This is a genomic window from Zavarzinella formosa DSM 19928 (genome assembly GCF_000255705.1).
GTDB lineage: Bacteria > Planctomycetota > Planctomycetia > Gemmatales > Gemmataceae > Zavarzinella > Zavarzinella formosa.
In genome coordinates this window covers 1,227,353-1,249,205 of sequence record NZ_JH636439.1, presented here as the reverse complement: position 1 = coordinate 1,249,205, position 21,853 = coordinate 1,227,353, and the positions used below count along the sequence as shown (strand labels likewise).

Below are 21,853 nucleotides of genomic sequence, written 5' to 3'. Positions count from 1 at the left end.
CTCACTCGTACTCACGTCGCACCGGCGAGAACTGGATCGATTTTCTGGAGCGGGTCGAGCGATGGCTCCCGGCTGGCATCACCCGCGTCTACGCCGTCCTCGACAACCTGGCCGCCCACGGATCCCGCGACGTGCTGTTGTTCAACGTGGCATGCCCGCGATGGGAGTTTGTCTTCCAGCCGGTCGCGGCGGCGTACTTGAACCTGATCGAGCCGTGGTGGAAGATCCTGCGGTCCCTGGCGCTCAAGGGCCGACGATTCGGGACATGGGAGGAGATCGTTGAGGCGGTGAACCGGGCGACGGCTTACTGGAACTCGCACCGACATCCATTTCACTGGGGCCGACGACGGCGTCACCGGCCCCGTCGGCCGGCCGGCGTCGCCACCCCGCCATCTGTGCGATAACTTGGCGGATGCACCATTTAGTTTGGGGATCGAATCCCAACAGCCCGGGTCGAAGATGACAGTCGCGCCGGTCCGCGCCTCGAACAGCGGCGCGAATACTTCACGGAACGATTTTTCCCTGGGGCCGGTGTAGATGAACATCCGCAATGTCTGGCTCTTGAATTCAGAGCGACAGCCCAAGGCGGTGGCCAACCCGGCCCCGGCGGCTCCGAGGAAGCCCCGGCGGGTAACCGGGGAATCGAACGAATCAAGCGTCATGATGTTCGTCCGTTAGGGCGGCGATCATTGGTCGTTCCATCATGTCAAACGAAATAGTGATCCGTCCCGCCGGAAGTTTTGAAAAAATGCTCGCGTCTTCGGGCATGGAAATTCACATAGTATCGGGGCCGTTGGTGGCCTCCCTCGGAGAACTTGTTGTAACTGGGAAAGAACACCTTTCGCCAGCGATTGGAGAGGTTGGGAGCAGCCCGATGAGGAGTGAAGCCGTGAAGAATCGCAATGTCCCCCGGCTTCAATTCCAGAAACACTCCTTTGGTTTCATCGACCAGACCGGGAGGAATGGGGTAGAGAAACTGCCCCGGAGGCGACAATTGCCCTTGGGTGTGGCCCGGGAAGACTTCGGTGCAGCCACTTTCACGATCCGACTTGTCCAGCGGAATCAACACCGACAAAAAACTGTCGGGAATGCTGTGCCAAATGTCTTGATGCAATTCGTGGCCCTTCAATCCGGGCGGTTTGTAGATCAGTTTGTCCTTGAAGAAACAAGCGGGCTCGCCATAGAGGTCGCCAACCAAGGCAAGAAGTTTTTTATCGACGGACAGTTCATGGAAAATCAGGGACAGATCGATCACCGGGTCAAAGCATTCGAGATCCTTTTCCTGCGTGAAGACGTTCATTAGAAAACGGGTCCGCATGTTGAGCGGATGAATCAGATCGCGATGGCGGACAAGGATTTCGTCCGCCTCGGCGTTGGCCCGTTCAATCGTTGAAAGAGGGAAAAAAACGGGCACAATCAAAAAGCCGTCCCTGTTCCAGTTGTCAACCTGTTCCTGCGTCAAGACAACGGGGGAAGCTTGGGCTGCCGGGAGCATGTGTTCTTTTCCTTCATTCAGACAGAGATTGTTTCAAGGTGGAAAGTCCGCCATCGGGCTAATGAGCCAGGCTCTTAATCCAGATCCACCGTGTCACCGGCCGTCGGCGTGAGCATCGCGGAGATCACCTTTGGCGGCGTGCGGTAGGGCAGTTTGCGGGTGTGGCCGTCCGCGAAGAGGAACCAAACGCCCTCCGGGTCCGGTGAACCCCAGTGATCGCGAGCATCGTGATCGACCTTGTCGGAATCCTGGATCAACTTGTTCCCGACGCGGCCGGTGCCGAACGTGATGCCGAGGATGATCGGCTGATCCCACTGCCAGTAGCCAACCTTCACTGATCGTGTGTCCATCGCCTTCTCGGCGACAATGAATGTTTCACCCAGGCCGTCGCTGATCTCGTCCGGCTTCATCTGGTTGAAACCGCTGCGGATGACCTGCGTGTTGGCCGCGTAGTCGCTGCGGCCTGTCGGTCCGAGGCCCGCGTCCTGTTGCGCCCATTTCGGATAGATGTCGAGTTCCTTCGGCGTCGTCTGCGGCACCGCCGGACGGCGCGTGCCGATGTAGTACACTGGCACGGCCCGCGAGTGATCCTGCGTGCGAAACGCTTTCTCCTCCCCAATGTAGGGCAGGATCGCGTAGAGACAGCTACCCGTCTGGTGACGGCCCGCGCGTTTCGGATCGCCGTAGCCCCAGCGATACCACTCGCTGTCGGGATATTTCGTGCGACAATCGGGCGTCGTCACGGCTTCCGGCGGCGGGGCGCCGTTGCCGGGAAAGAAACCATACGCGCTGACGTGGCCGTCCATCCCTTGGTAGATCGTGCGCAGGTTGTCCTTCGACCGCGACGACGCGGCCTCCACACGGGCCTTTGCCAACGCGGTGACCAAGAAGCTCGCCGCGAACAACCCGACGACGGCAATGAGAATGCTTCGGCACATCATGTTGAACCTCAATGTTCGAGAATCGGGTCAGGGCTTCTTTTCCTTCACCGACGGCGTGACCTTTTCAGCCTCTTCCGAGCTGATGAGGCCGTTGCCGTCGGTGTCGATCTTGCGGAATTGTTCGGGATCGCCGAGAAACTCGCGAGGCGAAACATCACCATCGCCGTTCTTGTCCATCGCGCGGAACCATTCCGGGCCGCTCTTTCGCGAGAACGTCCGAAAGAGCGGAATCGCAGGACTCTTTGCCACCCCGCGGACGATCACGAGCGACACTCCAGTGTCACTCGGCTTCCAATTTGCCAGCAGAGACTTCGAGGCGAGAAGTTCCGCGATGCCAAGCTGACCGTCGCGGTCGGTGTCGATGAGGTCAAACAAACTTGCCGGGCCGGGAATTGCGATAAGAGAAACGACGCCCGATGCCGTTTTCTCGAACGCGGCCTTCACTTCCGCCCGGTCTGCCGCAAGCAACGCCCTGGGCATCTCGGGTTTCTCCGAAGGCAGTGAGGGCCGAATGTGGATCTCAAGCGGGATGTCACCGACCTTGCCTCGCCAGTACGTCGTCCCGCGACCGAGTTTAACGATTTGTTCGAGGTCGGCCCTGCCTTCCACCGGCACAACAACAACGCGAACTTCCGCAACCGACTGGCGTTTCGGGAGAGCGACCGATTGCAAATCGGGAACGAGTTCGAGCGGCGTAATGGACTCGTCATCGTCCAGATCGAACTTGCCGAGAAGCGCCTTGTCGGCATTGGCGAGTTCGTCCGGGGAGAGCTTGCCGTCGTTGTTTGCGTCAAGCGTCTTGAAGATCGCATTCGACAAAGCGACGGGGTGAGGAAGTTCCGCAGGCAGAGCCTCGGCGCGGAGCAGCGATCCTTCCGACATGAGCCGGTCAAGCGCCAACGCACCCGGCTTGCCTTTCAGCGTCTCGCTCGCACGCTTCGCGTCCAAGTTTAGTTTCGCCAAGGACTGGCCGTCGAGTTCGATCTTCAACCGCAGCCGAAGGGAGGGCTTGTCTCCGACTGAGAGCAGAACGTCATACGCGTCAACCGGGCGATCCACGCAGACGAGCATGGCCAGCATCAGCAAGGCGGTCGTCACGCGAGCACCTCCGTCACGGGCTTCGCGGTCTTTTCGACAATGCTGATCGGCCGGTTGACGTTCGAGATGTTTTCTTTCACGTAATCGACGCCGATCGCCTTGCAAAGCGTCGCAAGCAAGTCGGGAGCCGAGACGGGCTTGTCCTCGACGGTTCCACCGAGCCTGTCGGTCTTCCCGTAGGCTTGGCCCCCTTTGATGCCGCCGCCGCCGAGGACGAGGCTCCACGCATTCGGATAGTGTTCGCGGCCTCCCCCTTGCAGACCGTTGATAAACGGGCTGCGGCCGAACTCGCCCATCCAGAACACAGTGGTCGTCTCAAGCAGCCCCCTGACCGCGAGATCTTCCATCAGAGTGGCCCACGCCGGGTCCAAGACCGCGCAGTTCTCCTGGACCCACGGGAAGTTCCGGAAGTGCGAGTCCCACCCTTGCCCGCCAAAGGAAACCTCAACGAAGGGGACACCGCGTTCGACAAGTCGGCGGGCCATCAGACACCCTTGGCCGAACGCATTCCGGCCGTAGGCGTCCCGCAGCTTTTCGGGTTCGCGGTCGAGGTTAAAGGCGGCGCTTGCGGAGCCTGTGCTGAGACGCAACGCGCGGGCGTAGGCCGATTCGGCGCTTGCTCTCGCTTCCCCTTCGCGGCCTGCGGCGAACTCGGCGTTCAGGTCGTCCATCATCTGTATGCGATCAACGACCCGCTCGCTCTCGACCTGCGGCTTGATGTCGGGAACAGTCAGATCCTTGCTTCCCCCGCGGCGCTTTGACCCGCCGTCTCCGACGAGAAGCGGCGCGTAATCCGGTCCGAGGAACCCGGGGATGTTGCTGCCTCGGCTGTCTTCAGTGTTCCTGCCCCCGATGCTGATGAAGTTCGGAAGTTCAGATTTCGGGTCGCCCAGTTCCTTCGAGACGAGCGATCCGAAGGTGGGGTACTGAACCAGTTCTTCCGGCAGCCGACCGGTACGGATGAGGACGCTCGCCCGCCGGTGGTCGCCTTCTGTCGTCGTCATCGACCGCACGACCGCAAGGTGTTTCATCTGTCTGGCAACCTGCGGCAGATGTTCGCAAACGCGGATGCCGGGAACGGTCGAGTTAATGAACTTGAACGGCCCGCCGGTTTTTTCACCGGGCTTCGGGTCGAACGTGTCGATGTGCGACGCCCCGCCCCCCATCCACAGCATGATCATTGACCGCTTCCGCTTCGGGTCGTCGGCGGCAGTCGCCAACGCATCGAACCACGGGCACTGCGAGCCAAATGTCACCCCCGCCGCCGCGATTTGCATCATCCGCCGCCGCGTGATCCGATCTTGCCGTGGGGTCATGGCGATCTCCTTTCGGAATGTTCGTCTCAGTGGTTCAGCAGAAACTCTTGACTGTTCAAGAGCGACCAGAAGATGTCCGCGAGTTGGGCCTTGCGCCCGGCGTCACCCTCACGCAGGAGGTACGACAGGAATTTCTCCCGCTCACCTGTCGTTGGCTTGCGTGCGTAGGCCGCGAGAAACAGCGTCTCGATCTTCGCCGCGTCATCAAGGAACGGGGCGTTCGCAACCGCGATCAGCGTTTCGCCGGTCTCCGGGCTGGTTTCTCGTGACATCCACGCGCCGTTCATGAGGGTGAGTGCCTGGAGCATTGATGTCTGCGCGTCGGCTCGCTGGGCGCCGCCGGCGAACTTGGCGAGGTAAGCTCCGCGAGGCGTGTCGGGGTTCACGCCGAACGCCGCCCTCGCCGCTGCCGGAATGGGTTCCCGGTAGCCGGTGGCTTGGGCGAGGCTGTCGAAGAGTTGTTCCGGCGACAGCCCCTTCACACTCATCCGGGCAAACAACCGGGGATCGTTCTGAGCCTTCTCGGTTCCCTTGCTGGCTCGCTGGTACGCGGCAGTACGGCCAATCGCCTTCACCAAGATGTTGGTGTCGAAGTCCGACGCAACAAGCGCCTCGGCGAGTTCATCAAGCAACTCGGGATGGCTCGGAACATTCGCCGTGTTAAAGTCGTCCACCGGATCGACGATGCCGATGCCGAAGAACTGAGCCCAAATGCGATTGGCGGTCGTCCGCGCGAAATATGGGTTGGTTTTCGCCGTGGCCCATGCCGCGAACAGCGACCGCGTGTCCGTCACGCCCTTCCAGTCGGGGACGTTGCCGCTCATGAACTTCGGCGTCACCTCGGTCTCTTTGTCTTTCACCGGCATCGACACTGTCTTGCGAAGGGACAGTTCGGCGATCGGGCGGATTTTCTCATCCGGCAACTGCGGAGGCACCGGGGCGAAGAACGCCGCCGTCTCCCAGAACTGCTGCTTCGTCCATTTGTCGAACGGGTGGTTGTGGCACTGAGCGCACTCGATCTTGATGCCGAGCAGCACACGGGTCGCGCTAGAAGCGACAGCTTCAGGCTTGAGGTCGTTCGCCTGGTAGAAGCTGACCGGCGACACTCCGGGCGCCGGGCGCAGTTTGCCATCGGGCTCGCGGTTGTTGTAATCCAGCGGCGCGGTCAGGAGGTTGTACATAAGCCGGTCGGCCGTGCGACCAGCGCGGAGTTCGGCCCGAAGCCACGCTTCGAGGGTCACGTCAATGAACTGCACACGCTGCGCCTGTGGCACGAGTGCATATCGCCACAGCGTTGCGGCGTGATTGATCGCGGCTGGGCTGGCGATCAGACGGTCAATCAACTTCGCATGTTTGCCGGGAGATTGGTCGTCGAGGAATGCGCGGGCTTCAGCAACGGTGGGAATACGGCCCAGAATATCAATCGCGGCGCGGCGGTGAAACTCCGCGTCGCTCGCGGGGGCGGCCGGTTTTACGCCGTTGGCCTTCAATTGCTCATCAATACGGGCATCGATCTTCGCAGCCAGAATGGTTGGATCGGGCGGTGCGGCATTCGCTGAGAACAAAGCAACTGAAGCCGCGACCAGTGTGAACAGGAAGCGAATCACACAAAACCTCCGCGATTAAGCAACGCCATCACTTTTTCGGGGCAAGTTTGATCTTGTGGCTGGCTGACCCCCCTAACCGGGCGATTCAACTTCCGGCGGGGGTGGTGTGCCGACGGCGGCGTGTTCGGATTCCTTCTCGCCGTCAAACTCAGCCAACGCTTTTTCACGCTTTGGGTATGACACCCATTGTGCAGTTCATTTTCGAATCTGCCCGCAGGCATGAGCGTGACAACTGGATCAGGGCAAGGTTAGATTCTTGTTACTGGACTGGTCCGAGTCAAACACTATTCAATAAAATCTGCCCAGTTCTCAAGATATCGTTGGGTCGACGAAGCAGATCATCTTCCCTTCCGCAAAACTTCTTGATCCCAGGTTGCCACGATGTTGTCCCAATCCTTGAAGTATGCTTCGTAGGGGTAATATTGGATCGCCTTGAGTTGCTCTTCGGTCGAGGGGAAAATCTGCTTCCAGAGCGAGTCTTCCTCTGCGACTTTTTTGGCGGCCGAGAGAACGGATGTCATCGAGCCGTGTCTGGCGTAATCGGTCTGCACTTCTTCGCTCAACAGGACGTTAATCGCTTCTTCGGCAAGCGCTTTCACTTTGGTGCCTTCGGGAATGACCCACATGTACTGCACGCACGCGCGATCCTCGGCCGGCACCATCGCCCCGAGTTCCTTTCTGTGCGGCAGCGCCTGCAAGATTTCACGAGAGTGCATGTTGCCGATGGCGCAGTTCTTTTGCGACAGATTCAGCACCATGTCGGTCGAGGTTGGCCACCAGAATTTGACCCGGTCCCGGTGAGCTTTGGCAAAGTCGAAGACCCCCTTGAGGTTGTTGCTCACCTCCGCATGGGCGGCGCCGGGCCTGCCCTCTTGCGACACCTTCATGCAGGCGAAGGTGTAAAGCGACATGTAAAACGAGTTGTACAGCCCGAGTTTGCCCTTCACGCCGTCCTTGAGCAAGTCGCCCCAGCTTTTCGGCTCGAAATCGATCAGATTCTTGTTGCAAGCCAGCGTCATCAAGGAATCGGGAAACGTGATGCCGTAGCCGTCCTGATGCACCCAATTGTCGAGAACTGACGGACTGAGGTTCGACACATTCGGGATGCGAGACAGGTCGAGTTTTTGAAACAATCCTTCTTTGATTGCGGGATAGCCTTGCGTCGCGTCAGTGAGCACCAGATCGAACGCCGGCTGCCCCGGCGGTGATGCCTTCAACTTGGGGATCGAGTCCCACCAGCCCGGATCAACGACGACGGTGGCGCCAGTCTTCGCCTCGAAGCGAGGCAAAAACGACTCTCGAAAATTCTTTTCCGCAGCCCCGGTGTAGACGAACACTCGCAGTTTTTGGCCCTTGAATTCGCCGCCGTTTCCACCCACGTCAGAATTGCGAGACGAGCAACCCAAGGCCGCGGCCAAGCCGACACCGGCCGCCCCGAGTAAACCCCGGCGGGTGAGCGGGCGATCAAGCGAGGTCTTCATCATGATGTCTGTCCGTTCGGAAAATGACTGCGCGGAACCATCGCCACGGGCCGGACCCAACCGGCGCTGCCGCCGCGGATTTTCATCGGATACGCCGTGAAATAGAAGCCGTGCGGCCGAGGCAGCGAACCCAGGTTCGTTAGCTTTTCCAGATGGAGATGCTCGCGTTCGCGCCCCGAGAAGTGCGCCGGGTAGAACATCGGCGTGTCTTTCTGGAACTCCTCTTGCATTGTGTTGTACGAGACGTCCATCGCGTAAGCGTCAATGGCGATGAGCCGCACTCCGCAGTCGAGAAAGTAGCTCTGCCCCTCGAGCGACAGGCCGGCCTGACACGGCCAATATTTTGTTTCGTCGTCGATGTTAGCGTCGGCTCCGGTCCACAGCAGCGGGATCATGCCCGGTTTCATTTCAATTTCAATACGGTCGAGTTCGCGGCGGATTTCATCGAGGGTAATGTCGCGGCCCATGCACTGACGGAAGTCGAGACGAACGCCCGGCCCGGCGCACCACGACAGCGGCACTTGGTCGATGGTCTTGGCCGGCTTGCCTTCGCAGACGGGGCCGAAGTGGTAGGGGGCGTCGATGTGATTGCCGGTGTGGTCGGTGAGCTGGACGTAACTCCACGCAAAACCAATTGAGTCGGGGAAGTCATCTTCGTTGGTGAGACGCGTGTGGTTCTCGAAGTGGCCAAGGCGGCGCTGACGGTTAATCATCGCCTTGGCCCCCTGTTTGTGGTTGACGTGCTTCACTTGGTAGCCAAACGGCGGGTAAGCGGCTTGGTCCAAATACGTGCCAAGGTCAATGATTTCAAACGGTTCATCGAACATCAATGACGCCTCTCACGGTGTCGGCGGGCTGATCCAATTTTGGGGCATTGTAACCAAGGAGCCAATGAAAGCACGGTCTTTCCGCGAAGTCCGGGGGGAGCCAAATTCACCCCTTTTTGCTTCTTTGGGGGAGTCCAGGTTCGTCGATCCGCACCGGGTTGCACCGCAACCGGACAGGCCGGATTAGGACGCTCGTCGTGGAATAATTATTTAGTTCTCAAGCATTGTTGTCGGAAAACATGGCAATTTTGACGCCATTCATGCTCGCGCCGAACAAGTACGGAAAAAAATGAATTTCTAGAAAGTCGGGGCGTCAACGTATTGTCAACTGCCCTATTGTCATTGTATCAGTAGACCCGTGGTCCCAAATTTCTTGCCTGAATCCAATTTGGGGCGTGCGAATGACGAAAACGCTTGGCAAGCACGGATTGCCGAAGTTCGAGCCTCATGAAACGAGTTGGTTGTCAGCCCGACAACTCCACAAAGCCCTGAGATTTCAGGGCATCATTGTGCGCGCCGCCCGGAACCCGCCTGATTCAATTTCCCCCTAGGAGTGTCATTCATGTTCCGTCGAAACGCTCGAAGAGCATTCACGCTCATCGAATTGTTGGTGGTGATTGCCATCATTGCGATCCTCATCGGCCTGCTTCTCCCGGCGGTCCAGAAGATCAGGTCGGCCGCCAACCGCATGGCATGCTCGAACAACCTAAAACAAATCACCCTGGCGACGATTGGTTGCGCGGACACCAACAATGGTATCATGCCGTCCGCATTTGGCACTTATCCTCCGGGCAGTCCTCCAGATCCCGCGGACCCCACTGCCAAATTCGGTCCCAACGGGCCTTTCAGTCCCCAAGTATTCATTTTGCCGTACATCGAGCAGTCGAATGCTTTCGGCAAAATGACGACATTTATGGCAACCACCACGGCCGGTGCTCCTTATGGCAGTTACCCAACGATCCGATCGTATATCTGCCCGTCTGACTGGGCTTCCAATACGCTTCCATCAAATTGGAAATTCGTTAACACGGCGGGTACGGTCAATAATATTCCAGGGTACACAGACCCAGTGTTTGGATGGAACAACTACCAATACAATAACCTCGTATTTGCGGGACAATGCACTGTCACGCCCAGCAGCACACCCGGAGTTGCTCCGACTGCGAGCGCCCAAGGCCTGCCGACAACAACCTATTCTGGCGGCACCTCGTTCCTCGGCGGCCCCGCAAGTATCGCTGGCGTCACCGACGGCTTGTCGAACACGATTTACTGGGCGGAAACCCTCGAAACCTGCTCGGCATATCCTTACGGATGGGCTTTCAACTATCTTTCTTGGAATTTTTATCACTGGCCGAATATCGCTTATTACACCAACGCCACTTATCCCAGCCTTAATCGGACTCCACCCAACGCTCAATTTCACGCGAATGTGACTCCGGGCCAGTGCGCGGCGGCCAAAGCGGCGGCCGAGTCAAACCCCCAAGGCTCATACACCAATATGATTGGTTTGAACGCGGCGAGCTCTCATCCGGTGGTAATGGTGGGAATGGGCGATGGCAGTGTGCGAGGTCTGTCGGCGAGCATGAGCCAATATACCTACAATCTCGCGCTTATTCCAAACGATGGCTTGGTCTTGGGCTCGGATTGGTAAATTCGATAATAAGCCGGTCGCATTGCGCATCTTTGCTTATATGCCGCAACTCTGCGCATGAGCATGAGCATGAGCATGAGCATGAGCATGAGTTTGCGGCTTCATTGTCATCATCACCATGCAGGTTGGCTTAATGAAGAAATCAATGGTTCTTTTGGTCATGATGTCGATCATCGGCATCGGTTGTGGCAGTTCGACACCCACCGCTCCCCAACCGGGCGATGGTCCCAAGCCGGCTCCCGGCGCCAAGCTGGCTCCATTCAAAGGCGCTCCGGTGAAGGGCAAGAACGATTAGTCGTATTTTCTCTGCGCAACGCTGTTATGGTTTGTGAATTTTGCCATTCACCCTATTTGCGGGATATGAGTTGTGACAGAAGTGCTGGCGGAGCCGGATAGCCGGGGCATCCACCGAACTGTGGTAAAAGTCAATTTGACTGCCGACAGTTCCAAGAGCCGGGTTCCTTTCCGGCTCTGAATCTGGCCATCGCTTGGTATCAGTTTCCCGACTTGACGCCGAGAGCCACCCCATTTTGATGACTCGCGCCGATCTGGTCGATCTTGTTCATCATCTGCACACCGTGAACCAATGTGATCCCCGCCGCCATCGCACTGGCAACATGCACGGCCTCGAACATCTCGGCCTCGCTCACATTCATCTTGTGGAGCGTTGAGGTGTAGGAGTCGATGCAATAGGGGCATTTCAAGGCATGCGCCACCGCGAGGGCGATCAGGCTTTTTTCACGCCTGGTCAGATTTCCATCCGCCATGACCTGGCCGTAATAACCGAAGAATCCCTCCGCCAATTTGGGGTTCGTGCGGCCAATTTCGGCGAATCGTCCCAAATCCTGCGGTTGATAGTATCCCGCGCCCGTTGATGCGGGTTGGGCGGCGGATTCGTCGGCGGTCCCGCAACAGGAGGCCGTGGATTCGACTGAAGATGAGGCGGGGGCGGTTCCGCAACAGGAAATCGAAGCCGGGTCAATTTTGTCGGGATTGGCCGGCCGCAAATCGCAACCCACTTTGCCCGGATTCACCTTCAGCGGGCCGTAAGCGAACTCCAAGGGGATGCCCTTGTGTTCGCCCTGATCCGGCGGATAAAGCCAGTGTTTCTCGGCCACTTCGACGTGGCAGCAATAGACAGGGCGCCCCGCTCCGCCCTGCGAGGCATGCGCCCAGTTGTGCGTCGCCGCGACTCCCGGCAGCGAGTCGAAAGTTTGACGCACCGCGGCCGTTTCGTCACGCATGTCCACCCCGATATGGTCAAGGAACGGACGAGGGCGGCGATTTTCCGGCGTCTCGATCAACTCATCTTGCGAAACTTTGATGTGCGAAAAGATGGCATTGACGGCGCCGGGAAAACGGTATTTGACAAACCCGTCTTTCTGGTGGTCCAGGCTCGCGCCCGCTTTGAAGAATTCATTGATCGGAAGCTGGTGCGTGTCGTCCACCTTGATATGCAGATGCACCGTCTCCGCCAGTGTGATAGCTTGATCGACCGGAGAATCTGGTTTGCCCAATCGGTTGACGACTTCAATTTCGTGTCCGTTGAGCAAGCCACATTCTTGCAACGCCTTAAGACTGGCGGCGGCTTCGACACTGTTCCGCAGTTTCATCGTTCTGTCCTTTTAAAAATCGAAAGGTGTGCAAAAATACGGACGGTTAAATCTTCACGATTTCGTCATCACAAAATCCGCCGCCACTGCTTCCAGCAAATATTTAAGGGTATTCGAGAATTAGTGCGTTTTTTAGCGTTTTGGCAGTATGCAGGTAAGTGCGTTCGGAAACAATGAGGCGAAATCCCTCATTTTCACGAGTTCTCTTCATTGTTTTCCGAACGCTCTTAAAACCTTTCTGTCATCCCGCTTAAATAATTTTGGACAGAGCCAATCAACCAGCTCATTCCCAAATTAATTTGGCAATGAGCCAGAAGCAGATTGAGTCTTACCACCTTTGGCGATATCTGTTTGCTCGGGTATTGTCTGAAAATGACCAGACTAATGCGATAATCCAGCCAATACATGACCAGCCAAAGAAGAGGCAAATGAGGAAAATTGGTGCTAGATTATTGTGCCCCCTCATCATTGTAATGAAGAACGGGATCAATGAAAATTCCACGGTGATGACAATGATCACGATAATTGAAGCGATGCTCATCCCGACGGCAGCGGCGATGTCTGTCTGCTTCATTTTTTCGTCGTCGGCCGTGTCATTTTTTGATGTCGGATTTGGTTTCCGATCATCGACAGTATCGACCGAATCTTTCTGGATTTTCTCAACCGGCTTGAGCCTCTAACTTTATGAACTGCAAAAGCAGCCAAAGCAGATGAGGCTGAGACCGAGGTTCAACAGGGCCAGTTGCATCTGTTGGGTCTTCTCGGTCACGACCCTCAGTTTCCGAAAGTTGTGCAGCCAGCCAATGGTCCGCTCCGCCACCCACCGGACTTTGCCCAACCCGCTGCCATAAGGCGTCCGGCGTTTCGCCGTCACATCCAGCACTTTGATGCCAACGGTGTTTGGCTTTCCGAAAATGGTGTAATCAAAATGGGCGATCCTTGGAGGGTTTTGCCCCGCGTATCGCCGGGCCGAGGCGCCGAATGGCGAACCGCCGAGCACACTTTGCCATTGGATCGCCGAGGAGGGGATCATCAGACTTGTTTTTCCCTTGAGAATTTCAGGAGTCATCTGCCGAAGCGGGGTGACATCCAACACCCATACCGAACGCCCGTGCGTGGCCACAACGAGATCATTTGCGGTGACCGGCTGGGCAAACTCATGCACCGCGACCGTGGGAAGCCCGGCGGCGCCGTTGATCTTTGTCCAGGCCGCTCCGCGATTGACGCTGGCGAAGGCAGCGAACTCTGTGCCAAGGTACAACAGGTTTGGATTGACGATGTCCTCCCGCAACACACGAGTGGAACCTGTCGGCAGATTGGCGGTGATTGATTTCCATGTCTGGCCGAAATCCTCGGTGACAAACACATAGGGAGTTTCATCATCCGAGCGGTGGGCGTCGAACACCACATACGCCCGGCCTTCGGCCCATTTGGAAGCCTCGATGCAATTCACCCAGCGATGGCCCGGCAGACCGGCCGCTTTGAATTTTTCCGTGAGGTTGGTCCATGTCTTGCAACCATCCTTCGTGAGCCAGACGGCTCCGTCGTCCGTGCCGACCCAAACCACATCGGCGTTTTTGGGCGATTCGGAGAGGGTGGTGGCCGTGCCTCGTTTCGTGCGGGTAATCTCCGGGGAGGCCACTTGCAGGTCGTCCCCCTGTTTCACGGATTTGAACACATAATTCCCGGCCGCGTAATAGATGGCTGAATTGTGGCTCGACAGCAGAAACGGTGTGTTCCGGTTGAACCGCAAAGCGGCCGTCGTGCCCGGCCCGGAACGCGGCCGAAAGAAGACAACTGTGTTCGTTCGCAGGTCACGCCGCATCAACGCCCCGTTCTGGCTCCGGGCATACAGCAAGTCGGGATCTTTCGGGTCCGCACAATATGCGAAGCCATCCTCACCGTTGACGAAGCCCCAATCCGCGCTGGCCGACTCCGGCCAGCGCGTTGTTTGCGACAGACCTCCCCAAGAACCGTTATCTAGCGAACCGCCATACACCCGATATGGTTTTCGGGTGTCCGCCGCCACATGGTAAAACTGGCCCAAGGCAAAGGCATGGTTCATGTGGGCCCATCGCCCACATTTGTCATGCGTCACATAGAAACCGCCATCCGTTCCGACGATCAGATGGCGGCTGTCTTTGGGGTTGATCCACAAGGCATGTTGACCGGGATGAACACCGGCATTGATCTTGTCGGCCGTGAAGGTCTTGCCGCCGTCCGTGCTGCGGGCCAGCGATTGGCCAAGGACATACAGCGTGTCATCGTCCGACGGATCGACGCGCATGACACTGAAATAAGACGGCCGAAGATTGATGCTGTTCACACGGGTCCATGATTCACCGCCGTCGGCGCTCTTGTACACACCGCCGGTGTGGACTCCGTTTCCGCCGTTTTCGGTGTCAATGATCGCAAAAACCGTGTTCGGCGTCTTGCGGGACCAATCCAAGCCGATCCGGCCCATTTTCACCGTTGGTAAACCTTTCACCAGTTTCGTCCACGTTTTGCCGCCGTCAATGGTCTTGTATAGCGTGCTGCCGGGACCATGCCCGACCGACGGAGCATAAGCATCAGCGTCCGCACCCGCCGGGACTTTCGCGTCGCCCCGGAAACTATCAAACTCATCCCGCTGGCGCTCCCAAGCGGCGACAATCAACGTCTCCGATTGGTGCGGACTCATGATGATGTCGATGACGCCCGTTTTCTCGTCGATTTGCGGGAGAACGTTTCGCCAAGATTTGCCGCCGTCTTCGGTCTTGAACAAACCGCGTGTCCCGCCCGGACCATAGAGACGCCCCAACGCCCCGACGTACACCACGTCCGGCGTTTTTGGGTGAATTGCAATCGCCCCGATTTGGAACGACGATTTCAACCCCATGTTCGTCCATGTTTTGCCGCCATTCACAGATTTGTAAACGCCATCCCCCCACGACACACTATTTCGGGGATTGTTTTCTCCCGTCCCCACCCAGACGATTTCCTTGTTCGAAGGCGCCACGACGACCGCCCCGATGGAGTTGGTCGTCTCATGGTCGAACTGGATCTCGAAGTTGATCCCATTGTTGGTGGTCTTCAAAAGGCCGCCGGTTGCGGTCGCCACCCAATAGGTGGTCGGGTCGGCCTCATACACGGCCAACCCGGTGATACGGCCCCCCATCGTGGCCGGGCCGATGCTTCGCCAGGCGAACTTGTTCACCCATGCCTCGGGAATGATCTCCTCGGCCGGGGTCAGCTTTTTGGGAATGGGCGTTTCCCGCAGGATTTTAAGTTTGGCTTGTAGTTCGGCGAGTTGCTTTTCGAGGTCGGCCAGTTGTTTGTTGCGGTCATCTTGCGGGTCTGCCCGGCCGGGAGAGGTGATAATGAACAAGCCGAGGCAAAGCAGGCCGCCGATGAGCAATCGAGATGCGATCATGGAGTGCGTCCGGGCGCCAAACTGGGTGGAACGGGCAAGGTTATCTTAATTTCCGGAAAATCGGGCCTCCATCCCCTTCCCGGTTTTCGCGGAAGTCCCATGCTGGTCTTGGTGCAATCGGAAGAATCGTTTTAACCGTTCCCCGGATGTGTCGATGATCGCGGTCGAAAACTTGGTGAAACATTTTCGCAAGCCCAACGGCGACCCCGTCTTGGCCGTTGACGGCGTCTCCTTCACCGCGAAACCGGGGGAGATTCTGGGATTGCTCGGCCCCAACGGGGCAGGGAAAACCACCGCTCTGCGAATCCTTTGCACCCTCCTGAAACCAACCGGCGGTCGGGCCACGGTGAACGGGTTCGATGTGGTGACGCAACCCAACGAGGTTCGGCAGAACATTGGATTCGTCTCGGCCAGCACGGGGATTTACGACCGGATGACCGCACGCGAGATGCTCGTCTATTACGGCAAGTTGCACGGCTTGGCCGGGGAAAAACTGGAAGCCCGCATTTTGGAATTGTTCGACACACTGGCAATGCACGACATCACCGATGTCCCCGGCGGGAAGATGAGCACCGGGCAGAAACAAAAGGTGTCCATCGCCCGCGCCCTGATCCACGATCCGCCGGTGTTGATCTTCGACGAACCGACCAACGGACTCGACGTGCTGATTCAACGAGTGGTATTGCAACAGGTGCGACAACTACGGGAACGCGGCAAGTGCATCCTCTATTCGACACATATCTTCCGCGAAGTGGAAAAGGCTTGCGACCGCGTGGTCATCATTCATCGCGGAAAAGTGCTGGAAAACGGCACCCTTCCCGAAGTGCGCCAACGCCACGCGGAAGAAGACTTGGAAGAGATTTTCTTCTCGCTCGTCAAGGAATGATTCAAATCCGGGCGGCCGCCTCGCGGGCGCTGGCGATGAACTGCCGCACCCGTTGCGGGTCTTTTTTGCCCGGCGAACTTTCCACCCCGCTCGCCACATCCACGGCATCAGGCTTCACCAATCGGATTGCCTCTCCCACATTCTCCGGGGTTAGTCCCCCGGCCAAAATCAACGGCACTCCCGGCTTGAAGTTCACCAGCAAATCCCATGGGGCGGTCTTCCCCGTGCCGCCGTGCTGGCCATCGACGAAAGCATCCACCAAAATTGCCGCCGGAAGCGAGCCGAACGACCGGCACATCTCCAGATAGGTGGTGATGTCCGTCAGGCTTTTCTTGTCCCGAATTCGGAAAGCCGAGATGAGGCTGAACGGGAACGGGTCGGCCAGATCACGATTTTCCCCGTGATACTGGATACCGCGAAGCCCCATTTGATAGGCCATTGCCGTCATTTGCCGGATGGGCAATCCCACGAACACGCCGACGGTCGCCATCAACGGATTGATGGCCCGCAACAATGGCTGGCTGTTCTTCGGGTCCACATACCTCGACGAACCGGGGTGGAAGTTGATGCCAATAGCGTCGGCCCCGGCCTCGGCACACATCACGGCGTCTTCCGGTTGGGTCACGCCACAAATCTTGATGCGAAGCGGTTTCATGCTTTTCCTCCGAAGCGACTCGCAGCCAGGGCGATGGCCCCGTGAACGACGACTTCTTCACCCAACGCTGCCGGGACAATGTCCGTCAACCCGGCAAACGGCTTGAAGACTTTCTCGGCCACCTTTCGGCGAATCGGTTCAAAGATCAACTCTTCTCCCATTAACGACACGCCGCCGCCGATGACGAACCGTTGCGGGCAAACCAACACAATGGCCGCGCAGATCGCATCGCTGATGGCATCCGTCACGCCGTTGAGCGTCAACACCGCCAGCGGATCGCCTTCTTGGGCGGCCTTCGCCACCGTTTGCCCGGTGATGGTCTCCGCGCTTCCGGCGATTTGAATCAGCCTCGCGGCCATCGCCGGTTCACTTTTGGCTGTTTGCTTCACGCGGTTGACGATTCCCCACCCGGAGGCAATGTTCTCCAAGACATCCAACCGGCCGTCGTTTCGTTGCGGATCAGGCACCCGCAAGTGGCCAATCTCGGCGGCCCCGCGTCCCGTGCCTCGGGCGATTCGACCGTCGATCAACAAACCGCCGCCGATACCGGAACCGAGCGTCATGTAGAACACCGGGGACATGCCCTTCCCCGCCCCGACCGTCCCCTCGGCCAGACCGGCCACATCCGCATCGTTCCCCAGCACCGTGGGCAGTTTCAACGCTTCGCCAAGCCACGCGCCCAAGGGAAAATCATCCCATCCTTGTATTTGATGGCTTTTAATGACGCTTTGCGTGTGATCGTCCACTGGACCACCGAAACCGATGCCCAGCCCTCGAACTTGATCTCGGGAAATATTCGCCGATTGCAGCAACTCTGGCACGGCCCTCACCAACTGCTCGCGGATACCTTCGCCGCCACGGGCGACATCCACCGTGCCGCGCCAAAGGCCGGTGAGTCGGCCGTCGTTTGGTCCGACGCCAACCTGTAATTTTGTGCCGCCAATTTCAATGCCGAGAAACATGCCGTCAACCATCGGGTGGGAGTGTTCGCTTCAGGATAACCCGAGGCCGGGAAAGCGTCGATACAATCTCGGGAACACTCTTCCTCTTCCGGTGTTTCCCCATGAAACTCGGCCTCATCAATTCCGCATGGGCGCAGGCGGGCCAAGGCACGGCCCACGGTATCCGGCGCACCAAGGAAATCGGATTCGACACCATCGATATCTTCGCCGATCCGCTGGACATTGACGCCAAAGAACGCCGATTGATCCGGCGGGAATGCGAACGGGTTGGCCTGCCAATTATTAGCGTGGCCTGCGTGGCGACCGGACTCATTGACTTCAACCCGTCCGTGCAACGATTCCATCTGGACCGTTGCGAAGCCTATCTCGACTTCTGTTACGAATTGGAGGCACAAAACCTGCTTCTGGTTCTCGGGGAATACATTTGGGAACGACAGGTGATCCCCACGGCTGAGCAATGGGAAGTCGCTGTGCGAAACACCCGCGTGCTGGCGAACACGGCCGCCAATCTTGGGTTGGAGATCGCCTTGGAGTTGGAACCGTTCAAGTTGTCGCTGCTCAACGATGTGACCAACATGGTTCGCTTCATCGACGAGGTGAACCACCCGAATGTCCGGGCGAACATCGACATTTCGCATCTTCATCTGGCGAACGTGAAACCGGAGGAATTGCGGAAACTCAAGGGCAAGGCGATTCATGTCCACATCAGCGATTGCGACGGCAAAGTCCACGGCGATCTTCCCCCCGGTCGCGGGGTGGTGAACTTCGGTCCCTATCTGGAGGAGATTCGCAAACTGGAAATCGACGGAGCCATCAGCATTGAATTGGAATACTCTCCGGAACCGGCCAAGATCGACGAGTGGATTCAGGAAGCCTACGAGGCCACGGACAAACTGATGAAGTCCGGCGGACTGCGCGGATGAGGAAGGAGAACCGGCCCGAGATGGAAAATCAAAAACGGGCTGGACACGCGAAATGATTCGGGGTATTCGCTTTCATGTCACAGATGACGCACAGGGACATGGAGGTCCGTTTCATGCGACGTACTCGAAATTGGCTGGCCGGAATCGCCGGGATTTGCTGCGGACTCTTCGGGGCCATGCTTTTCACTGGTTCCGAAAAACCGGCGCACGCTTCGAGCGGCGACCGGTTCCAAGATTACATCATGTGCACCGGGGCCGTGTCCGTAAACGGCAAAGTCCAGACCGACGGCGTGTGGATGCTCGACTACCGGGGCGGCAAACTGGTGGCGTCGGTGATTGACCGCACCACCGGCAAGATGGGCGGATGGGCCGAGGTGGATTTGGTTTCCGAATTCGGAATCCCCCCCAAGACGGATGTTCACTTCATGATGACCACGGGTCAAATCGCCCAAGGTCAGGCCGCCTTGTATGTGTGCGAAGTCGCCACGGGCAAATTCGGCGTCTACACGATGGGAAGCTCCGACTCCGGAGTGATCCAAATCCGTCGACACGACCTCACGAACTTCCGCGGGGCCACCAAGACAACCTCCGTGCTTCAAGCAAGCGGAACCGAACAAAAGTAAGTTTGGTTTGATTTCGGATTACAAAAGAGCCGGGCGACGGGAGCGTTGGAAACAAGTGCGGTATTGACGCACTTGTTTCCAACGCTCCCGTCATCCGGCTCTTTTGTTGATGCGCATAAAAAAGCCCCCGCCACTTTCATGGCGGGGGCTTTTGTCAACACATTACTTCTTGATGGCCAGTTTCTTGGCCAGTTGAGACTTCTTGCGGGCGGCGGCGTTCTTGTGGATCACGCCCTTGGCGGCGGCTTTGTCCAACTGCTTCGCGGAAGCGTTGTACTCGGCCTGCTTTTGCTCGGGTGTGCCGGTAGGCAGCACGGTCGCAAACTTCTTCAGGGTGGTCTTCAAGACCTTTTTCACGGCCCGGTTCCGCTCTTTGCGCTTGGCATCTTGGCGGAGGGACTTTTTGGCGCTGCTTGTATGCGGCATGTTGCTCTCGAATCAAAATCGTTGGTTATAAATTTAGCTGGCTTCGCCCACTTTGTAGCGGACGAACTTCTTCAATTCCAAGCCGGCCGACTTCACAAGCTGGCCGACCGTTTTGGCCGGGTCCTTCACGAACGGCTGTTCGATCAGGACATTTTCCTTGAGCCAGGCGTTCAACTGGCCTTCGGCGATCTTTTCGGCAATCTGCTGTGGCTTGCCGGTCGCCATCGCCTTGGCCGTGGCGATTTCCTTTTCCTTGGCGATCACATTCGCGGGCACTTCTTCCCGAGTAACCGAGATCGGCGTCGGGCTAACGGCGGCGACGTGCATGCACACATCCCGCAGCAAAGCCGCGTCGGCCGGGGAGCCGGTCACTTGCACCACCACGCCGAGCGAGCCGTCGTGATGGATGTAAGAGCCAAACTGCCCTTCGGTGAGCCGTTCAAAGCGATGCACCTTCATGTTCTCCCGCAAAAGGGAGATCACGTCCGTGAAACGATCCGTAATGGTTTTGCCCGGAGCCACTTCCGTGACCAACAAGGCTTCAACCGTCAACGGGTTCTTGTCAACGATCGTCTTGGCGATGTCCGTTCCCAAGGCGATAAAGTGATCGCTTTTGGCAACAGGAGCGGATTCACAACGAAGTTCGACAATGGCGGCCGTCTGGTTCGCGGCATCGACGTACACGCAAACCCGGCCTTCGCCGGTTTCGTTGCCCGCCCGCTTGCCGGAAACCTTGGCTCCGTTTTTGCGGAGCCAGTCGATTGCCGCTTCGATATCGCCTTCGGTGTTTTGCAGAGCCGTCTTGCACTCCATCAACGGCAGGTCTGTCCGCTTGCGGAGTTCCTGGACCAAGGCGGCGGTAATCGGCGTAGCCATGTTTTCTCCCAAGTGAACCGGGCGTCCCTCGTCGGGGATTCGGACCGGCCCGCGCCCGCGGCGAGCCCTGTTCCGGTGTCGTCCGAACCCGCCTGGCGCGGGCTGCTCGCACGATTCACATCATCATTGGATGGTTGTCATCTCGACAGGGTTCAGACCGGGGAACTGGCCGGCTGAGGAGCCGGGGCGTTTCGCGGCCGGGCCCGGTCACGGTCTTCGGTCGAAAGGGCGGCACGCCCTTCGATCACCGACTCCGCGGCCTTGGCGACGATCAACTCGATCGAGCGGATGCTGTCGTCATTGCCGGGGATCGGCAGATCCACGGTGTCCGGGTCGCTGTCCGTGTCGATCAAGGCGATGGTCGCCACGCCCATCCGTTGGGCTTCCTTCACGGCGATGTGTTCCTTCTTCGGATCAATCACCACGAGGGCGTCCGGCAGACGCTTCATTTCGCGGATGCCCTGCAAGTTGCGGCGAATCTTCGTCAGTTCCCGCGACAGCGTGGACACCATCTTCTTGGAGTAGGTGCGAACCAGAGCGGTGTCGGGGGCCTTGTGAATGTCCAGCTTGCCCGATTCCGTCATCATGGATTGCATGTAGGCATTCATGTCGACTCGGTTCGGGTTTTCCCCGGCCGGGAGCCACATGGTTTCAAGTTCTTCCAACCGCTTGAGGCGGTTGCGAATCGTCCGGTAATTGGTGAGGGTTCCACCCAGCCAACGCTCGGAGACGTAAGGCATCCCGCAACGACGGGCTTCCTTTTCCACAATTTCCTTGGCCTGGCGCTTCGTGCCGACGAAGAGGACAAGCCCCCCCTTGGCGACGACGCTCGACAGGTAACGGTGGCCGCGAAGCAAACCGCGAACGGTTTCCCGCAGGTCGATGATGTGGATCAGGTTGCGCTTGCCGTAGATATACGGCCGCATTTTGGGATTCCAACGGCTGGCGCGGTGGCCGTAATGCACACCGGCGTCCAACAATTCTTGAACTTGAACGACTGCCATAAGGCATTCTCCAAAAGACACGTGACCCGCCCAATCCGGCGGGAGAAACGGTAAGGG

General features: G+C 58.1%; 20 protein-coding genes and 1 pseudogene. 6 read left to right on the top strand and 15 right to left on the bottom strand.

Annotated features, from left to right (window positions below; all coding sequences use genetic code 11):
- Positions 1 to 404 (top strand): transposase (locus BGIM_RS60185; RefSeq protein WP_238537531.1); only part of this gene is annotated, 404 nt, incomplete at its 5' end.
- Between the two features lie 302 nt (positions 405 to 706).
- On the opposite strand, the gene BGIM_RS0105945 is transcribed toward BGIM_RS60185, so the two are convergent.
- The 7 genes from BGIM_RS0105945 to BGIM_RS0105915 all read right to left on the bottom strand — a co-directional run bounded on the left by BGIM_RS0105945 (position 707) and on the right by BGIM_RS0105915 (position 8,651).
- Positions 707 to 1,495, bottom strand: coding sequence for a phytanoyl-CoA dioxygenase family protein (locus BGIM_RS0105945; protein ID WP_020468881.1), 789 nt, complete (start codon positions 1,493 to 1,495; stop codon positions 707 to 709).
- A 74-nt stretch (positions 1,496 to 1,569) separates the two neighbouring features.
- The gene (locus tag BGIM_RS0105940; protein ID WP_020468880.1) at positions 1,570 to 2,436 is read right to left on the bottom strand and encodes a DUF1559 domain-containing protein; all 867 of its coding nucleotides are present in this window, start codon (positions 2,434 to 2,436) and stop codon (positions 1,570 to 1,572) included.
- Between the two features lie 27 nt (positions 2,437 to 2,463).
- Positions 2,464 to 3,534 carry a hypothetical protein gene (locus BGIM_RS0105935; protein ID WP_020468879.1) on the bottom strand — a complete coding sequence of 357 codons (1,071 nt, stop codon included), beginning with the start codon at positions 3,532 to 3,534 and terminating at the stop codon, positions 2,464 to 2,466.
- Positions 3,531 to 4,850, bottom strand: coding sequence for a DUF1501 domain-containing protein (locus tag BGIM_RS0105930; protein WP_020468878.1), 1,320 nt, complete (start codon positions 4,848 to 4,850; stop codon positions 3,531 to 3,533). Before BGIM_RS0105930 ends, BGIM_RS0105935 begins: the two co-directional genes overlap by 4 nt.
- Positions 4,851 to 4,876: 26 nt before the next feature.
- Positions 4,877 to 6,457, bottom strand: coding sequence for a DUF1553 domain-containing protein (locus BGIM_RS0105925; protein ID WP_020468877.1), 1,581 nt, complete (start codon positions 6,455 to 6,457; stop codon positions 4,877 to 4,879).
- A gap of 338 nt (positions 6,458 to 6,795) precedes the next feature.
- Entirely contained in the window at positions 6,796 to 7,941 is a 1,146-nt protein-coding gene (locus BGIM_RS0105920; RefSeq protein ID WP_020468876.1) for an ABC transporter substrate-binding protein, read from the bottom strand.
- Positions 7,938 to 8,651: a cyclase family protein gene (locus BGIM_RS0105915; protein ID WP_202947221.1), complete on the bottom strand. Its 714-nt coding sequence runs from the start codon at positions 8,649 to 8,651 to the stop codon at positions 7,938 to 7,940. Before BGIM_RS0105915 ends, BGIM_RS0105920 begins: the two co-directional genes overlap by 4 nt.
- Positions 8,652 to 9,327: 676 nt before the next feature.
- Between BGIM_RS0105915 and BGIM_RS48905 the strand changes: the two genes are divergently transcribed.
- Both BGIM_RS48905 and BGIM_RS62525 read left to right on the top strand, forming a co-directional pair.
- Positions 9,328 to 10,416, top strand: coding sequence for a DUF1559 family PulG-like putative transporter (locus BGIM_RS48905; RefSeq protein ID WP_020468873.1), 1,089 nt, complete (start codon positions 9,328 to 9,330; stop codon positions 10,414 to 10,416).
- Positions 10,417 to 10,561: 145 nt separating this feature from the next.
- A complete protein-coding gene (locus BGIM_RS62525; protein ID WP_020468872.1) occupies positions 10,562 to 10,711 on the top strand; it encodes a hypothetical protein in 150 nt (49 codons plus the stop codon).
- 199 nt (positions 10,712 to 10,910) lie between these two features.
- Here BGIM_RS62525 and BGIM_RS68180 read toward each other — a convergent pair.
- The 3 genes and pseudogenes from BGIM_RS68180 to BGIM_RS68170 all read right to left on the bottom strand — a co-directional run.
- Positions 10,911 to 11,276, bottom strand: a pseudogene (locus BGIM_RS68180) (arsenosugar biosynthesis-associated peroxidase-like protein); the annotation flags it as partial.
- A 1,081-nt stretch (positions 11,277 to 12,357) separates the two neighbouring features.
- A complete protein-coding gene (locus tag BGIM_RS68175; protein WP_040888265.1) occupies positions 12,358 to 12,570 on the bottom strand; it encodes a superinfection immunity protein in 213 nt (70 codons plus the stop codon).
- Positions 12,571 to 12,711: 141 nt separating this feature from the next.
- Entirely contained in the window at positions 12,712 to 15,441 is a 2,730-nt protein-coding gene (locus BGIM_RS68170; protein WP_052639682.1) for a WD40/YVTN/BNR-like repeat-containing protein, read from the bottom strand.
- A 154-nt stretch (positions 15,442 to 15,595) separates the two neighbouring features.
- Between BGIM_RS68170 and BGIM_RS0105870 the strand changes: the two genes are divergently transcribed.
- Positions 15,596 to 16,327, top strand: coding sequence for an ATP-binding cassette domain-containing protein (locus tag BGIM_RS0105870; RefSeq protein ID WP_020468868.1), 732 nt, complete (start codon positions 15,596 to 15,598; stop codon positions 16,325 to 16,327).
- A 1-nt stretch (position 16,328) separates the two neighbouring features.
- Here BGIM_RS0105870 and BGIM_RS0105865 read toward each other — a convergent pair whose 3' ends face one another.
- Complete coding sequence (locus tag BGIM_RS0105865) at positions 16,329 to 16,982, bottom strand: phosphoribosylanthranilate isomerase (protein WP_020468867.1); 654 nt, start codon at positions 16,980 to 16,982, stop codon at positions 16,329 to 16,331.
- Positions 16,979 to 17,944: an ROK family protein gene (locus BGIM_RS0105860; protein ID WP_157368630.1), complete on the bottom strand. Its 966-nt coding sequence runs from the start codon at positions 17,942 to 17,944 to the stop codon at positions 16,979 to 16,981. Before BGIM_RS0105860 ends, BGIM_RS0105865 begins: the two co-directional genes overlap by 4 nt.
- 101 nt (positions 17,945 to 18,045) lie before the next feature.
- Here BGIM_RS0105860 and BGIM_RS0105855 point away from each other — a divergent pair, with 101 nt between their 5' ends.
- Positions 18,046 to 18,867: a sugar phosphate isomerase/epimerase family protein gene (locus BGIM_RS0105855; protein ID WP_020468865.1), complete on the top strand. Its 822-nt coding sequence runs from the start codon at positions 18,046 to 18,048 to the stop codon at positions 18,865 to 18,867.
- A 113-nt stretch (positions 18,868 to 18,980) separates the two neighbouring features.
- Positions 18,981 to 19,490 (top strand): hypothetical protein, encoded by a 510-nt coding sequence (locus BGIM_RS0105850; RefSeq protein WP_020468864.1) that lies wholly within the window; start codon positions 18,981 to 18,983, stop codon positions 19,488 to 19,490.
- Positions 19,491 to 19,652: 162 nt separating this feature from the next.
- Here BGIM_RS0105850 and rpsT read toward each other — a convergent pair whose 3' ends face one another.
- From rpsT to rpsB, 3 genes are all read right to left on the bottom strand, one after another.
- Positions 19,653 to 19,916: a 30S ribosomal protein S20 gene (gene rpsT, locus BGIM_RS0105845; protein WP_020468863.1), complete on the bottom strand. Its 264-nt coding sequence runs from the start codon at positions 19,914 to 19,916 to the stop codon at positions 19,653 to 19,655.
- A 33-nt stretch (positions 19,917 to 19,949) separates the two neighbouring features.
- A complete protein-coding gene (tsf, locus tag BGIM_RS0105840; RefSeq protein ID WP_020468862.1) occupies positions 19,950 to 20,792 on the bottom strand; it encodes a translation elongation factor Ts in 843 nt (280 codons plus the stop codon).
- 152 nt (positions 20,793 to 20,944) lie between these two features.
- On the bottom strand, positions 20,945 to 21,796 hold the full coding sequence (gene rpsB, locus BGIM_RS0105835; protein WP_020468861.1) for a 30S ribosomal protein S2: 852 nt from the start codon (positions 21,794 to 21,796) through the stop codon (positions 20,945 to 20,947).
- Positions 21,797 to 21,853 lie beyond the last annotated feature (57 nt).